This is a genomic window from Bifidobacterium italicum (assembly GCF_002286915.1).
In the GTDB taxonomy this organism is placed as follows: Bacteria; Actinomycetota; Actinomycetes; order Actinomycetales; family Bifidobacteriaceae; genus Bifidobacterium; species Bifidobacterium italicum.
Genome location: NZ_MVOG01000022.1, coordinates 20,416 through 34,943 on the forward strand (window position 1 = coordinate 20,416; position 14,528 = coordinate 34,943).

At 67.5% G+C, this 14,528-nt stretch carries 13 protein-coding genes; all 13 read left to right on the forward strand.

Features of this window, described 5'->3' with window-relative positions; genetic code table 11:
* Positions 1-9 precede the first annotated feature (9 nt).
* The 13 genes from ftsZ (at position 10) to priA (ending at position 14,502) form a co-directional block, all read left to right on the forward strand.
* Complete coding sequence (ftsZ, locus tag B1400_RS05865) at positions 10-1,263, forward strand: cell division protein FtsZ (RefSeq protein WP_095613498.1); 1,254 nt, start codon at positions 10-12, stop codon at positions 1,261-1,263.
* A 31-nt stretch (positions 1,264-1,294) separates the two neighbouring features.
* Positions 1,295-1,765, forward strand: coding sequence for a cell division protein SepF (locus B1400_RS05870; RefSeq protein WP_095613499.1), 471 nt, complete (start codon positions 1,295-1,297; stop codon positions 1,763-1,765).
* Positions 1,766-1,824: 59 nt separating this feature from the next.
* Positions 1,825-2,115: a YggT family protein gene (locus B1400_RS05875; protein ID WP_095613500.1), complete on the forward strand. Its 291-nt coding sequence runs from the start codon at positions 1,825-1,827 to the stop codon at positions 2,113-2,115.
* Positions 2,116-2,245: 130 nt separating this feature from the next.
* Entirely contained in the window at positions 2,246-3,826 is a 1,581-nt protein-coding gene (locus tag B1400_RS05880) for a DivIVA domain-containing protein (protein ID WP_095613501.1), read from the forward strand.
* Positions 3,827-3,834: 8 nt separating this feature from the next.
* Positions 3,835-4,380, forward strand: coding sequence for a signal peptidase II (locus B1400_RS05885; RefSeq protein WP_095613502.1), 546 nt, complete (start codon positions 3,835-3,837; stop codon positions 4,378-4,380).
* Positions 4,374-5,312, forward strand: a complete 939-nt coding sequence (locus B1400_RS05890) for an RluA family pseudouridine synthase (RefSeq protein WP_095613503.1) — start codon at positions 4,374-4,376, stop codon at positions 5,310-5,312. The genes B1400_RS05885 and B1400_RS05890 overlap by 7 nt, the downstream gene beginning before the upstream one ends.
* A gap of 114 nt (positions 5,313-5,426) precedes the next feature.
* On the forward strand, positions 5,427-8,990 hold the full coding sequence (gene dnaE / locus B1400_RS05895; protein WP_095613511.1) for a DNA polymerase III subunit alpha: 3,564 nt from the start codon (positions 5,427-5,429) through the stop codon (positions 8,988-8,990).
* 91 nt (positions 8,991-9,081) lie between these two features.
* Positions 9,082-10,482, forward strand: coding sequence for a histidinol dehydrogenase (hisD, locus tag B1400_RS05900; RefSeq protein WP_095613504.1), 1,401 nt, complete (start codon positions 9,082-9,084; stop codon positions 10,480-10,482).
* Positions 10,479-11,654 (forward strand): histidinol-phosphate transaminase, encoded by a 1,176-nt coding sequence (locus tag B1400_RS05905; protein ID WP_095613505.1) that lies wholly within the window; start codon positions 10,479-10,481, stop codon positions 11,652-11,654. The genes hisD and B1400_RS05905 overlap by 4 nt, the downstream gene beginning before the upstream one ends.
* A 48-nt stretch (positions 11,655-11,702) precedes the next feature.
* Positions 11,703-12,302: an imidazoleglycerol-phosphate dehydratase HisB gene (hisB, locus tag B1400_RS05910; protein WP_095613506.1), complete on the forward strand. Its 600-nt coding sequence runs from the start codon at positions 11,703-11,705 to the stop codon at positions 12,300-12,302.
* On the forward strand, positions 12,302-12,997 hold the full coding sequence (locus B1400_RS05915; RefSeq protein ID WP_095613507.1) for a hypothetical protein: 696 nt from the start codon (positions 12,302-12,304) through the stop codon (positions 12,995-12,997). Before hisB ends, B1400_RS05915 begins: the two co-directional genes overlap by 1 nt.
* A 49-nt stretch (positions 12,998-13,046) precedes the next feature.
* Complete coding sequence (gene hisH / locus B1400_RS05920; RefSeq protein ID WP_095613508.1) at positions 13,047-13,694, forward strand: imidazole glycerol phosphate synthase subunit HisH; 648 nt, start codon at positions 13,047-13,049, stop codon at positions 13,692-13,694.
* A 76-nt stretch (positions 13,695-13,770) separates the two neighbouring features.
* Positions 13,771-14,502 carry a bifunctional 1-(5-phosphoribosyl)-5-((5-phosphoribosylamino)methylideneamino)imidazole-4-carboxamide isomerase/phosphoribosylanthranilate isomerase PriA gene (gene priA / locus B1400_RS05925; RefSeq protein ID WP_095613509.1) on the forward strand — a complete coding sequence of 244 codons (732 nt, stop codon included), beginning with the start codon at positions 13,771-13,773 and terminating at the stop codon, positions 14,500-14,502.
* The last annotated feature ends 26 nt before the right edge of the window (positions 14,503-14,528 follow it).

The following is a 14,528-nucleotide window of genomic DNA, read 5'->3' on the forward strand; positions in this document are numbered from 1 at the left end:
GAGAACATCGTGAGCGAGATTGCCCAGAATGACAATTTCAACGACAAAACCAACATCAAAGTCGTCGGCGTGGGTGGAGCCGGCGGCAACGCCGTCAACCGCATGATCGCCGAGGGGCTGCAGAACGTCGAGTTCGTCGCGATCAACACCGACGCGAAGGATCTGCTGCGTTCGGACGCCGACGTCAAGATCTCGCTCTCCGACGCCTCGAGCCGCGGCCTCGGCGCCGGCGCCGACCCCGAGAAGGGAGCGAAGGCGGCGCAGGACCACCAGTCCGACATCGAGGAGGCCGTCAAGGGCGCCGACATGGTCTTCGTCACCGCGGGCGAGGGCGGCGGCACCGGCACCGGCGCGAGCCCGCTCGTCGCGCGCGCCGCACGCCAGCAGGGCGCACTGACGATCGCCGTCGTCACCCGTCCGTTCTCCTTCGAGGGACCGCAGCGCGCCGCCTCGGCCGCGCTCGGCATCGACAACCTGCGCAAGGAGGTCGACGCTCTCATCGTCATCCCGAACGACCGCCTGCTCGAGCTCGCCGACCGCTCGATCGGCATCGTCGACGCGTTCAAGACGGCCGACACGGCGCTGCTCGCCGGCGTGCAGGGCATCACCGACCTCATCACGATGAACTCGTACATCCACGTCGACTTCTCCGACGTGACGTCGATCCTGCGCGATTCGGGCACAGCGATGTTCGGCATCGGCTCGGCGCGGGGAGACGACCGCGCGACGCAGGCCGCCGAGATCGCGATCAGCTCGCCGCTGCTCGAGGAGAGCATCGATGGCGCGAACGGCGTGCTCATCAACATCGCCGCGTCGACCGACCTCAAGCTGCAGGAGGCCTACGCCGCGACCGAGCTCGTGCGCCGCTCCGCCCATCCGGAGGCGCAGATCATCTGGGGTCTGGCGCTCGACGACGCCTACGGCGACGAGATCCGCGTCACCGTCATCGCCGCCGGCTTCGACTCGAAGCACGAAGGTGGCGCGAACGCCGCGTCCGCCGCCGCACCGGCCATCAACGTCCCCCCGACGCGCCATGACGAGACGATCGCGCCGGCCGACCACACGAGTGGCCTGCCGACGATGATGACGTCGCCGGCGCCGAACGCGACCCCGATCTTCCAGACGAAGGTCGAGCCGGAGCAGCCGGTCACGCCGGTCGTGCCGGCCACGCCCGCGACGCCGATCTTCGATCCGGGCGTCGAGCCGGACCATTACGCGCCGAACGATCCGGATGGCATCGACATCCCGGATTTCCTGCGCTGATCGAGCCACGAGAGCCAGAAAGGAAACACTGATGCCCGGGTTTCTCAAGCAGACGATGTCGTATCTCGGCATGAGCGACGTCGCCGAGGACGATGACGCCGAATTCGACGAGGAGGAGGACGAGGCCGCATCGTCCTTCGACTCCGACCGTTCGGTGACGCCGATGCCGGCGGCGAGCGCACAGCCGGCCGCCGCGCGCAAGCCGGCCGCCCCGTTCCAGGGACGCGTCAGCCGCATCACGACGATCCATCCGCATTCCTATGAGGATGCGCAGCTCGTCGGCCGCGCGCTGCGCGACGGCGTGCCGGTCGTGCTCAACCTCACCGGCGTCTCCGAGGCGGTCGCCTACCGCATCGTCGATTTCTCGTCGGGCGTCGTCTTCGGCGTGTCCGGATCGATCGAACGCGTCACGCCGCGCGTGTTCCTGCTCAGCCCGGCGCGCGTCGACATCGTCGCCGAGGACGCCGAGCAGAACGCGGCGCACGACCTGTTCGCGCAGTGATCCGGGCGACGCACGGCGCGCATACGGGCACGGCCGGCGCGGGAAGGTAGGGGACAGGCATGCTCTCAATGCTGATGGCGACGCTGTTCAGGCTCGTCGACTGGCTCATCGACGCCTACATGCTCGTGCTGTTCGCGCGCATGATCCTCGACTGGGCCCTCGTGCTGGCGCGCGGCTGGCGGCCGCGCGGATTCGCGGCGACGCTCGTCTCGATCGTCTATGCGCTCACCGAACCGCCGTTGCGCTGGCTGCGGCGGTACATCAAGCCGATACCGATGGGACCGGTGTCCTTCGACACGAGCTTCCTCGTGCTGTATTTCGCGCTCATCGTGCTGCGGGTGCTCATCTGAGGGGCATCGGAGCGCGGTGCCGGGCGACGGGAAATACGCAGAAACGTGATTGTTTGCACGCAACCCGTGCTAGCATCAACAAATAAGTCCAACTAAGCCGGGTGGTAACCCAAAGCGAGGTGCAAGATATATGGCTCTTTTGACGCCTAAGGATATTAGGGAGCACACCTTCCAGACGGTGCGCTTCAAAGAAGGGTACGACGTTGACGAGGTCGACGACTTCCTCGATCAGGTCACCGAGACCGTCGAAGCTTTGGGCAAGCAGGCCGTCGCAGGCAGCCAGTCGACCCAGGCGCTCGGCCCGGACGTTTCCGAACTCAACACGAAGATCTCCGATCTGACGAACCAGATCCAGCAGCTGCAGAACGAGAACCAGTCGCTGCGCGTCGCGGCCGCGCAGGGCGCCGACGAGCAGGCCCAGGCGCAGATCGCGCAGGCCAATCAGGTCGCCCAGGCCGCGCAGGGCAAGCTCGCCGAGGCCGAGGACACGAACCGCACGCTCGCCTCGCAGAACGAGCAGCTCAAGGCACAGGTCGAGCGCCTGAGCGCGCAGGTCGACCAGCTCACCGCGCAGGCCGCGCAGAACTCCGAGCAGCCTGATCTGGCGGCGCAGCTCGCCGAGGTCACGAAGCAGCGCGACCAGTTCCGCGCCGACAGCGAAAACCTGCGCCACGAGCTGTCCACCGCGCATCAGCAGACGATCCGCGCGCAGCAGCAGGACGCGCAGATCGCCGAGCTGAGCAAGCAGCTCGAAGAGTCGAAGCAGCGCGAGGAGCAGCTGCGCGACCAGGTCGCCAAGGTCGAGCCGAACACCGAGACCGGCAGCCTGCAGAAGATCAAGAGCGCAGCGGCCGCCGCCAACAGCGAGCCGGAGCGCGCGACGGCGATGCTCACGCTCGCGATGCAGCTGCACGACCAGTACGTCGACAAGGGCAAGGCCACGGCGAAGGAGATCACCGAGCAGAGCCAGCGCAAGTACGAGGAGCTCATCGGCAAGGCCAACGACTACTCGAACCGCACGCGCACCGAGGCCGACGACTACAACAAGCGCGTTCACGAGGAGGCGGACGCCTACAGCAAGCGCACTCGCGACGACGCGGACGCCTACGGCAGGAGCGTGCACGAGCAGGCCGAGGCCTACTCGACGAAGACACGCACCGAGGCCGACGACTACAGCGCGAAGACGCGCACCGAGGCCGATGAATACAGCGCGAAGACGCGTCAGGACGCCGACACCTACATGCAGAACAAGCATGCCGAGGCCGACCAGTACGTCGCCGACAAGACCGCGGAGGCGAACGACTACGCGGAGACGAAGACGAACGAGGCGAACACCTACGCCGACGCGAAGGCGCACGAGGCCGACGAATACGCCCAGAAGAAGCAGGACGAGGGCAACACCTACGCCCAGCAGAAGAAGAGCGAGGCCGACCAGTACGTCGTCGACCGCCACGCCGAGCTCGACGAGTACGAGAGCGAAGTGCAGCAGCGCGCCCTGGCCTATGACGAGAAGACCCGCACGGCGGCCGACGACTACGCGACGCAGGTGCGCACGAACCTCGAGACGCAGTCGAAGGTCATCGAAGGCAACATCCAGGGCCTCAAGCAGTTCGAGACCGAGTACCGCGCACGCCTGACCGAGTTCCTCACCCAGCTGCAGGCGCAGGTCTCGGACACGAACAACTACAACAGCATGGACAAGAACAACTGAGGGACGCAGTGACCCATCAGTCGAACAGCGAGCAAAGACGGCCGCGTATCCGCGTGGCCGTCTTTGCGTGTATCGCCATCATCGCCATCGTCGTCGACCAGCTGACCAAGTGGGTCGCGCAGACACGGCTCGCCGACGGCGAATCCATCGTCGTCATCCCCGGGCTGCTCAGGTTCACGCTCGTGCACAACCCGGGCGCCTCGCTCGGCATGGGCTCGAACATGACGTGGCTCATCGCGCTGCTGGCCGTCGTCGCCTGCGCCGTGCTGCTCATGCTCGGGCTGCGCACGCGGTCGATGGCGTGGACCGTGTTCCTCGCGCTGGCCTTCGCCGGCGCCTTCGGCAACCTCATCGACCGCGTCGTCCACGCGGACGGGTTCCTCAACGGCAGGGTCGTCGACTGCCTCGACTATGGATGGTCGGTCGGCAACGTCGCGGACGTCTTCCTGATGGTCGCCGGCGTCGGCATCGTCGTGCTCATCCTGTGCAACGTGCCGTTCCGCGGTCATGGCGACGCCGAGGCGGCGAACGGAAAGGACGGGGGGACATGCTGAAGGTCGTGCCGGCGCCGGACACGCTCATCGGCAGGCGCTTCGACATCGCCGTCGCGAAGATGCTCGGCATCTCGCGCGCGAAGGCGACCGATCTGATCGAGACCGACCAGGTGCGCATCGCCGGCCGTCAGGGTGACCACGGCAAGTCGGCGACGCTGCAGGACGGCGACCTCGTCGAGTTCGACCTCGTCGACGAACAGCGCGCGCCCGAGCCGATCGCCGAGGGCATGCCGATCGTCTACGAGGACGAGGACATCGTCGTCGTGGACAAGCCGGTCGGCGTCGCCGCGCACATGTCGGTCGGCTGGACCGGACCGACCGTGCTCGGCTCGCTGCTCAAGCGCGGCGTGCGGATCACGGCGCTCGGCGTCCCGGGTCGCCAAGGGATCGTCTCGAGGCTCGACGTCGGCACGTCCGGGCTCATGCTCGTATGCAAGTCCGACCTCGCGTACAAGGAGATGCGCCGGCAGTTCTCGGAACATGAGGTCGTCAAGACCTACCATGCGATCGCCCAGGGCAACCTCAAGGAGGACAAGGCGACGATCGAGGCGCCGATCGGGCGTGCGAAGGTCTCCGATTTCCGCTTCTGCGTGACGCCGGGGGGCAAGGACGCGGTCACCCATTGGGACGTCCTCGAACGCTTCGGCGAGGCGACGCTCGCGAAGATCAACCTGGAGACCGGACGCACCCATCAGATCCGCGTGCACTTCTCGTCGATCGGGCATCCGCTCGTCGGCGACGCGATGTACGGGGCGAACCCGAAGCTGTCGGCCGAGCTCGGACTCGAACGCCAATGGCTGCATGCGATGCAGCTCGAGTTCCGCCACCCGCGCACGCATCTGAACACCGTCGTCACCTCGCGGTATCCGGCCGATCTCGAGCATGCGCTCGAAATACTGCGCGCGCGCCACGCCGGCGCCGACGAAGACTGAGCCGTGCGCCGGCGCCGGGCGATTCGGCGCGTCGCGGAGTGTCGCGCGGCGGCGGCCGTGAATCGCCTCACGGACCCTTGAGACGCGTCAGCGAAGTTCGCTAGATTGGTGGGCATGGCTCAATCCGCGAACTTCGTCCATCTGCACAACCACACGCATTATTCGCTGCTCGACGGCGCCTCGAAGATCCCCGATCTCGTCGCGCGCGCCAAGGAGCTGGGGATGCCGGCCGTCGGCATCACCGACCACGGCAACATGCACGGCGCCTATGAGATGTGGAGCACGGCGATCGGCCAGGGCGTCAAGCCGATCATCGGCATCGAGGCGTATGTGACCCCGGAGACGGCGCGCGGCGACAAGACCCGCGTGCATTGGGGCACCGAGGACCAGAAGCGCGACGACGTCTCCGGCGGCGGCCTGATCACCCATCTGACGCTGTGGGCCGAGAACGACGAGGGCCTCGTCAACCTGACGAAGGCGTCGTCGGTCGCCAATCTCGAGGGCCGTGTCATGCGTTATGCGCGCATGGACAAGGACGTGCTGTCCACCTACAGCAAAGGCGTGATCTGCGGCTCGGGCTGCCCCTCGGGCATCATCCAGACGCGTCTGCGCCTCGGGCAGTTCGACGAGGCGCTGCGCGCCGCCGGCGAGCTGCAGGACATCTACGGCAGGGACAACTTCTTCATCGAGCTGATGGACCACAACATCGAGATCGAGCGCAAGGTCACCGAGGACCTGCTCGAGATCGCCGACAAGCTCGGTGCGCCGCTGCTCGCGACGAACGACTCGCATTACGTGCTCGAGCGGGACGCGGCCACGCAGGACGCGATGCTGTGCATCAACTCGGGTTCGAGGCTCGACGACCCGGACCGCTTCAAGTTCGACGGCGAAGGCTACTACCTGCGCACGGCCGAGCAGATGCGCGAACTGTTCCGCGACCTGCCGCAGGCGTGCGACAACACGTTGGAGGTGGCCGAGCGCTGCAACGTCATGTTCGACGACCACGAGGACGGCGCGTTCATGCCGAAGTTCCCGTGCCCGGAGGGCTGGGACGAGACGTCGCTGTTCCTCAAGAAGGTCGAGGAGGGCCTCGAACGCCGCTACGACGGCGACGTGCCGGCGCATGTGCTCGCGCAGGCGGACTACGAGTGCGGCGTGATCTGCCAGATGCAGTTCCCGGGCTACTTCCTCGTCGTCGCCGACTACATCCAGTGGGCGAAGGACCATGACATCATGGTCGGTCCGGGCCGCGGCTCGGCGGCAGGCTCGATGGTCGCGTACGCGATGGGCATCACCGAGCTCGATCCGCTGGAGCACGGCCTGATCTTCGAGCGCTTCCTCAACCCCGAGCGTGTGAGCCTGCCGGATATCGACGTCGACTTCGACCCGGAGGGGCGCCTCAAGGTGATCGAGTACTGCGGCGAGAAGTACGGGCACGACAAGGTCGCGCAGTGCGTGATCTACGGCACGATCAAGACGAAGCAGGCGATCAAGGACTCGGCGCGCATCATGGGCTACGAGTTCGCGATGGGCGAGAAGGTCACGAAGGCGCTGCCGCCGGCGGCCACGGGAGGCAAGGACATCTCGGTGCACGACATCTTCGACCCGAAGTCGAAGCGCTACGCCGAGGCGCGCGAGTACCGCGAGCTGTACGAGTCGAACCCGGACGCGAAGGCGATCACCGACAAGGCGATGGGCCTCGAGGGGCTGATCCGCCAGACCGGCGTGCACGCATGCGCGACGATCATGGGCTCGGCGCCGATCACCGACACGTCGCCGCTGCTCGAGCGCACCGACGGCACAGTGACGACGACCTTCGAGTACCATACCTGCGAGACGCTGGGCCTCGTGAAGATGGACTTCCTCGGCCTGTCCAACCTCACGGTGATCAGCGACACGCTGAAGAACATCGTGGCCAACGGCAAGGAGCCGATCGACTACACGAGGATCCCGCTCGACGACAAGGAGACCTACGAGCTGCTGTCGCGCGGCGACACGCTCGGCGTGTTCCAGCTCGATTCGGACGGCATGCGCGCGCTGCTCAAGCAGCTCAAGCCGGACAACTTCAACGACATCTCGGCGCTCATCGCGCTGTACCGTCCGGGCCCGATGGATATGAACTCGCACACGAACTACGCCAAGCGCAAGAACGGGCTGCAGAAGATCGAGCCGATCCATCCGGAGCTCGCCGAGCCGCTCAAGGAGGTGCTCGACGAGACCTACGGCCTGATCGTCTACCAGGAGCAGGTGCAGTCGGCGGCGCGCATCCTGGCCGGCTATTCGCTCGGCAAGGCGGATGTGCTGCGCCGTGCGATGGGCAAGAAGAAGCCCGAGGTGCTCGCCAAGGAGAAGGTGCCGTTCTTCGAGGGCATGAAGGCGCATGGCTATTCCGAACAGGCGGCGCAGGCGGTGTGGGACGTGCTCGTGCCGTTCTCCGGCTACGCGTTCAACAAGGCGCATTCGGCCGCCTACGGGCTGATCTCGTACTGGACCGCGTACCTCAAGACGCATTACCCGGTCGAGTTCATGGCCGCGCTGCTGCAGGGCGCGGTGAGCAACAAGGACAAGACGGCGCTCTACCTCGGCGAGGCGCGGCGCATGGGCATCAAGGTGCTGCTGCCGGACATCAACGAGTCGGTGTTCGAATACTCGGCCGTCGGCGACGTCGTGCGCTTCGGACTGGGCGCGATCAGGAACGTCGGCGAAACGGCCGTCAAGGAGATCATCGCCGAACGCAACGGCACGCGCGGCAAATACGTCGACTTCATGGACTACATCCGCCGCGCGCCGCTCGCCGCGCTCAACAAGCGCCTCGTCGAGTCGCTGATCAAGGGCGGCGCCTTCGATTCGGTCAACCCCAACCGACGCGCGCTGTGCACGATCCACGAGGCCGCGATCGACTCGGTCGTCGACCTCAAACGCCGTCAGGCCAACGGCCAGTTCGACCTGTTCGCCGACCTCGACGGCGGCGGGGACGACGATCCTTCGCTGCTGGGCGACGCGACCGTCACGATCCCCGACATCGAGGAATGGGACAAGAAGACGAAGCTGCAGTACGAGCGCGACATGCTCGGCCTGTACGTCTCCGACCATCCGCTCTCGGGCATGCAGAGCATCCTGGCGGCGCTGCGCGAGATGTCTATCGCGCATCTGATCGACCGCGCGCCGACGATGCCCGAACGCACGCAGGTCACGGTCGCAGGCCTGATCACGAACGTCGACCGGCGCATGTCGAAGAAGGGCAACCCGTGGGCGATCGTGACGATCGAGGACATGGAGAGCTCGATTCAGTGCATGCTCTTCGGCAAGGTCTACGAATCGGCCGCCGCCGAACTCGCCGTCGACACCGTCGTGCAGATGCGCGGCATGGTCGAGGAGCGCGACGAGACCGTCACGCTGCGCGCCACCGAGATGCAGGTGCCATCGCTCGAGGCGGAGGACGCGCGTCCGGTGCTCATCGCGCTGCCGGCCGGGGCCCTGCGGCGCGACCGTCTCGAACAGCTCGGCGCCGTGCTGACGAACCATCCCGGCTACTGCGAGGTCAAGCTCGTCGTCTTCGACGACCGCGGCGACGCGCAGGTGCTGACGATGGGCGATCGCTTCCGCGTCACGCGCGACACGAGCCTGTTCGCCGACGTCAAGATCATCTTCGGCCCGTCGGCGCTGATGTCCGCGTGAGCCTCCGCGCGCCGCCGTGCGGCAGCCACATCGTGAGACACGGCGGCGCGCGAATCATGCTCGTGACAGGCCGTTGTTACGATAGTGGCTTATGAGCGAAGAAAACTACATGCGCATCATTGACCTGCGCGGAAAAGAACTCAACCGCGCCCAGATGCTCGAGGCGATGCCGCGTGCCGAGATGGGCACCGACGAAGCCACCGAGCTCGTCCAGCCGATCCTCGACGACGTCAGGGCGCACGGGGCGAAGGCGCTGCGCGCGTACGCCGAGAAGTTCGACCACGTCGTGCCGAAGTCGCTGCGCGTGCCGACGGACGTCATGGACGCCGCCGTCGCCGAGCTCGATCCCGAGGTGCGCGCCGCGATCGAGGAGTCGATCCGCCGCGCCCGCGCCGTCGCGCAGAACCAGGTCCCCGAGGACTTCCACACCGACCTCGCCGACGGGGCCCGCGTGTCCGAACGCTGGATTCCGGTGCAGCGCGTCGGCCTGTATGTGCCAGGCGGCAAGGCCGTCTATCCGAGCTCGGTCATCATGAACGCCGTCCCGGCGCAGGCCGCCGGCGTCGAATCGCTCGCGATCGCCACGCCGCCGAACCGCAACGACCCGGACGGCTGGCCGAACAAGACGATCCTCGCGACCTGCGCGATGCTCGGCGTCGACGAGGTCTACGCGGTCGGCGGCGCGCAGGCGATCGCGATGTTCGCGTACGGCGCGACCGACGTCGACGACCCGACGAGCCCGGTGCTGTGCGAGCCGGTCGACAAGATCACCGGACCGGGCAACATCTTCGTAGCCACGGCCAAGCGCCTCGTCTCCGGCATCGTCGGCATCGACGCCGTCGCCGGGCCGACCGAGATCGCGATCATCGCCGACAAGGACGCGAACCCCGAATGGGTCGCCGCCGACCTCATCGGCCAGGCCGAGCATGACGAGCTTGCCGGTTCCGTGCTCATCACCGACAGCCCCGAGCTCGCCGACGCCGTGCAGGCCGCGCTCCTCAGGCGCGTGCCGCGCACCGAGCACGCCGAACGCGTCGCCACGTCGCTGTCGGGACGCCAGTCCGGCATCATCCTGACCGATTCGCTCGACCAGTCGATCGACGCCGCGAACGCCTACGCCGCCGAGCACCTCGAGGTGCAGACCGCCGATCCGGACGCCGTCATCGCGCGGATCCGCAACGCCGGGGCGATTTTCCGCGGCCCGTACTCGCCGGTGCCGCTCGGCGACTACATGTCCGGCTCGAACCATGTGCTGCCGACCTCCGGCACCGCGCGCTTCGCCGCCGGCCTCGGCGTGCACACGTTCATGAAGCCGGTCGAGGTCATCGAATACGACGAGCAGGGCCTCAAGGAGCTCGCTTCGCGCGTCAACGCCTTCGCCGTCTCCGAGGACCTGCCGGCGCACGGCGAGAGCGTGCTCAGCCGTTTCGTCGACGACCCCTACGACAAGGCGACGCTCAAGGACCAGGAACAGGAGGCGGGCCTTCGATGAGCGAGGGGACGATCCCGGCGAACCTGCCGTTGCGCAACGACCTGATCGGCGAGGAGCCCTACGGCGCCCCGCAGCTCGACGTGCCGGTGTGCCTCAACGTCAACGAGAACCCGTATCCGCCGAGCCACGCCGTCGTGCGCAGCATCGAGAAGCGCGTGCGCGAGGCGGCCGTCGGCCTCAACCGTTATCCCGACCGTGAGCACATCGAGCTGCGGCAGGCCTTCGTCGACTACCTGGCCAAGGAGTCGCAGGCCGACCTGACGACCGACGAGGTGTGGGGCGCGAACGGCTCGAACGAGATCATGTTGCAGCTGTTTCAGGCCTTCGGCGGCCCGGGGCGCAACGCGCTCGGCTGCGACCCGACCTATTCGATGTACCCGGAGTACGCGCGCGACACGTTCACGACGTGGAACACGGCGCCGCGCCGCGCCGACTTCACGCTCGACGTCGACGCGACGATCGCCGCGATCGACGCGCTCGAACCGTCGATGGTAGTGCTGACGAGCCCGAACAACCCGACCGGCACGCCGCTGGCGATGCCCGACCTCGAACGCATCCTCGACCATTGCCAGAACGCGCGCGTCGCCGGCGCCTCCGACGGCGTGCACCCGATCGTCGTCGTCGACGAGGCCTACATCGAGTTCCGCGACCCCGGCACGCCGTCGGCGACGACGCTCGTCGGCACCTACACGAACCTCGCCGTGAGCCGCACGATGAGCAAGGCCTTCGCCTTCGCAGGCGCGCGCGTCGGCTACATCGCCGCGAGCAAGGGCATCATCGACTGCCTGCGCATCGTGCGCATGCCGTATCATCTGTCCGCCGTCACGCAGGCCGCCGCCCTCGCGGGCTTCGACCACACCGACGAGCAGCTCTCGCAAGTCGGCCATCTGCGCGCCACGCGCGAGGCGACGGCCGCATGGCTCAGGGAGCAGACCTACGCCGGCAAGCCGCTCGAGGTGGCGCCGTCGCAGTCGAACTTCCTGATGTTCGGCGGCCACTTCGACGACCGCGGCGCGATCTTCGACGAGATGCTCGAACGCGGCGTGCTCATCCGCGTCGTCGGCCCCGAAGGCTGGCTGCGCGTATGCATGGGCACCGACGAGGAGATGAAGGTCTTCCGCAAGGCGCTCGTCGAATCGATGCGCGCCGTCGAGGCGCGCGCGGCGCGCTGACGCACAACCAACCCACAGCACAGACAAGCAGTCAGGAGGGACGCGACGATGGCACGTACCGCGACGATCGTGCGCGAAACGAGCGAATCGAGGGTCGAGCTGAGCCTCGATCTGGACGGCACCGGCAAGACCGAGATCAACACGACGGTGCCGTTCTACAACCATATGATGACGGCGCTCGGCAAGCATTCGCTCATCGATCTGAGGATCGACGCGCACGGCGACACCGACATCGACGCGCATCACACGGTCGAGGACACGGCGATCGTCTTCGGCGAGGCGCTCAAGCAGGCGCTCGGCGACAAGCGCGGCATCCGCCGCTTCGCCGACGCGACGGTGCCGCTCGACGAAGCGCTCGCGAAGGCCGTCGTCGACGTCTCCGGCCGTCCGTACTGCGTGTGCACCGGCGAGCCCGAAGGCTTCCAGTACGCGATGATCGGCGGCCACTTCACCGGCTCGCTCGTGCGCCACGTCATGGAATCGATCGCGTTCCACGCCGACATCTGCCTGCATCTGCAGCTCATCGCCGGCCGCGATCCGCACCACATCGCCGAGGCCGAGTTCAAGGCCTTCGCACGCGCGCTGCGTTTCGCGATCGAGCCTGATCCGCGCGTCGACGGCGTCCCGAGCACGAAGGGCGCGCTGTGATGGCGGCGGACGACGACAACAAGGACGGCAACGGCGGCTTCGACCCCGACGACGTGCATTTCGACGACGCCGACCTCGAGGCCGCGCTCGAAGGCTTCGAGCAGGAGTTCGCCGGTACGGACGGCGCGGACTCGCAGCCCCCGGCGGACGGCGGCGACGCGGCCGCCGGATCCGGCGACGTCCTCGGCGCCGACTTCGAGGACGAGCTGCAGGGCATCCTCGGCAACAAGGCGAAATGCGCCGTCCTGTGCTCGCATCTGGCGAGCGCGGAGCTCTTCGCCGCGATCTGCCGGCTCGCCGACGTCGATGCGTTGTGCGTCGGCGACCGCTACGGCGCCGTCGCCATCCTGCGCGACCTCGAAGGCAACGCGCCGGAGACGGCCGCCCACGATCTGACGACGGTCATCTCCGGCATGGACGCGCTGCTCGTCGTCAACCGCGCCGACAAGATCGAGGCGTCGATCTACGCGGACGGCGCGGCCGTCGAGCAGATCCCGCCGCCCTTCGCGTTCCCGACGCTCGCGCCCTTCGTCGAGGACTACATGATCGGCCTCGTCGACGTCGCCGGCATCGAGGCGCAGGCGGACGAGACGGTCGACACGGCGTCGATCGCGACGACGCAGGACGCCGAACGGCGCATCCGCGCCTTCATGCGCGCGCATCCGATGCCGCCCGACGACGAGGCGCGGCGTTGATCGCGGCACCCACGAACAGGAACATCCGAAAGGCGGAAGGCAGAACAAGATGAAGACGGTGGTCGTTTTCGATTACGGATTCGGCAACGTGCGCTCGATGGTGCGCGCGCTCGCCGACCAAGGGCTCGACGTGACGCTGACCTCGGACTACCGGCAGGCGCTCGAGGCGGACGGCCTCGTCGTGCCCGGGGTCGGCGCGTTCGGCGCGTGCATGGAGGGCCTGCGCAAGGTCAGCGGCGACCGCGTCATCTACGACCGGCTGCGCGCCGAACGCCCGGTGCTCGGCGTATGCGTCGGCGAGCAGATCATGTTCGAGGAGGGTCACGAGCATGGCGCGGAAAGCGAGGGACTCGGCCTGATCGGCGGCGCCGTCACGAAGCTCGACGCCGACGTCGTGCCGCACATGGGCTGGGACACGGTCGAGGCGCCGGCCGGCTCGATCCTGTTCGCCGGCATCGAGCATGAGCGCTTCTACTATGTGCACTCGTACGCGGCGCATGAGGTGCGGCCGGCCGACACGAGCGAATACATGATCGACTTCGGCGACGCCCCCGAACGCGTCGCCTGGTGCGACTACGGGCGCAGCCACTTCGTGGCCGCCTACGAGCACGGGCCGCTGTTCGCGACGCAGTTCCATCCCGAGAAGTCGGCGCAGGCCGGCGGCAGACTGCTGCGCAACTGGGCTTCCGTGCTGTGAGGCGCATGGACGCCGACCAACCATCATCATCCAGACATCCAGACCATCCGTTCAACCGATCGAAGGAAACAAACCCATGCCATTGACCCTTCTTCCCGCCGTCGACGTGCGTGACGGCAAGGCCGTGCGCCTGCGCCAGGGCGAATCCGGATCCGAGACCGACTACGGCTCGCCGCTCGAGGCCGCCCGCACCTGGGTGGACGCCGGCGCGCAGTGGATCCACCTCGTCGATCTCGACGCCGCATTCGGCACCGGCGACAACCGCGCGCAGCTGCGCGCGATCGTCCACGAGCTCGGCGACCGCGTCAACATCGAGATGTCCGGCGGCGTGCGCGACGACGACTCGCTGCGTGCGGCGCTCGACGCCGGCGCCGCACGCGTCAACATCGGCACGGCCGCGCTCGAGAACCCCGACTGGACGGCGCGTGTCATCGCCGAGTTCGGCGACCGCGTCGCCGTCGGCCTCGACGTGCGCGGCCACACGCTCGCCGCGCGCGGATGGGTCAAGGAGGGCGGCGACCTCTTCGAGACGATGAAGTTCCTCGACGACGCCGGCTGCTCACGCTACGTCGTCACCGACGTGACGCGCGACGGCATGATGAGCGGCCCGAACATCGACCTGCTGCGCGAGGTCGGCGAGCGCACCGACGCGAAAGTGACCGCCTCGGGCGGCATCGCGAAGCTCGACGACCTGCGCGCGATCGCCACGCTCGCCGATTACGGCGTCGATTCGGCGATCCTCGGCAAGTCGCTCTATGCGGGCGCGTTCACGCTTCAGGAGGCGCTCGCCGTCGCGAACGGCGAGTGACGCGAAACTCCGCTACGACGTCGGCG

Excerpts from the sequence above, each read along its gene's own strand:
- B1400_RS05870 (WP_095613499.1), top strand. The coding sequence starts at position 1,295 with ATGCCCGGGTTTCTCAAGCAGACGATGTCGTATCTCGGCATGAGCGAC.
- B1400_RS05875 (WP_095613500.1), top strand. The coding sequence starts at position 1,825 with ATGCTCTCAATGCTGATGGCGACGCTGTTCAGGCTCGTCGACTGGCTC.
- B1400_RS05880 (WP_095613501.1), top strand. The coding sequence starts at position 2,246 with ATGGCTCTTTTGACGCCTAAGGATATTAGGGAGCACACCTTCCAGACG.
- B1400_RS05890 (WP_095613503.1), top strand. The coding sequence starts at position 4,374 with ATGCTGAAGGTCGTGCCGGCGCCGGACACGCTCATCGGCAGGCGCTTC.
- dnaE (WP_095613511.1), top strand. The coding sequence starts at position 5,427 with ATGGCTCAATCCGCGAACTTCGTCCATCTGCACAACCACACGCATTAT.
- hisD (WP_095613504.1), top strand. The coding sequence starts at position 9,082 with ATGAGCGAAGAAAACTACATGCGCATCATTGACCTGCGCGGAAAAGAA.
- B1400_RS05905 (WP_095613505.1), top strand. The coding sequence starts at position 10,479 with ATGAGCGAGGGGACGATCCCGGCGAACCTGCCGTTGCGCAACGACCTG.
- hisB (WP_095613506.1), top strand. The coding sequence starts at position 11,703 with ATGGCACGTACCGCGACGATCGTGCGCGAAACGAGCGAATCGAGGGTC.
- B1400_RS05915 (WP_095613507.1), top strand. The coding sequence starts at position 12,302 with ATGGCGGCGGACGACGACAACAAGGACGGCAACGGCGGCTTCGACCCC.
- hisH (WP_095613508.1), top strand. The coding sequence starts at position 13,047 with ATGAAGACGGTGGTCGTTTTCGATTACGGATTCGGCAACGTGCGCTCG.
- priA (WP_095613509.1), top strand. The coding sequence starts at position 13,771 with ATGCCATTGACCCTTCTTCCCGCCGTCGACGTGCGTGACGGCAAGGCC.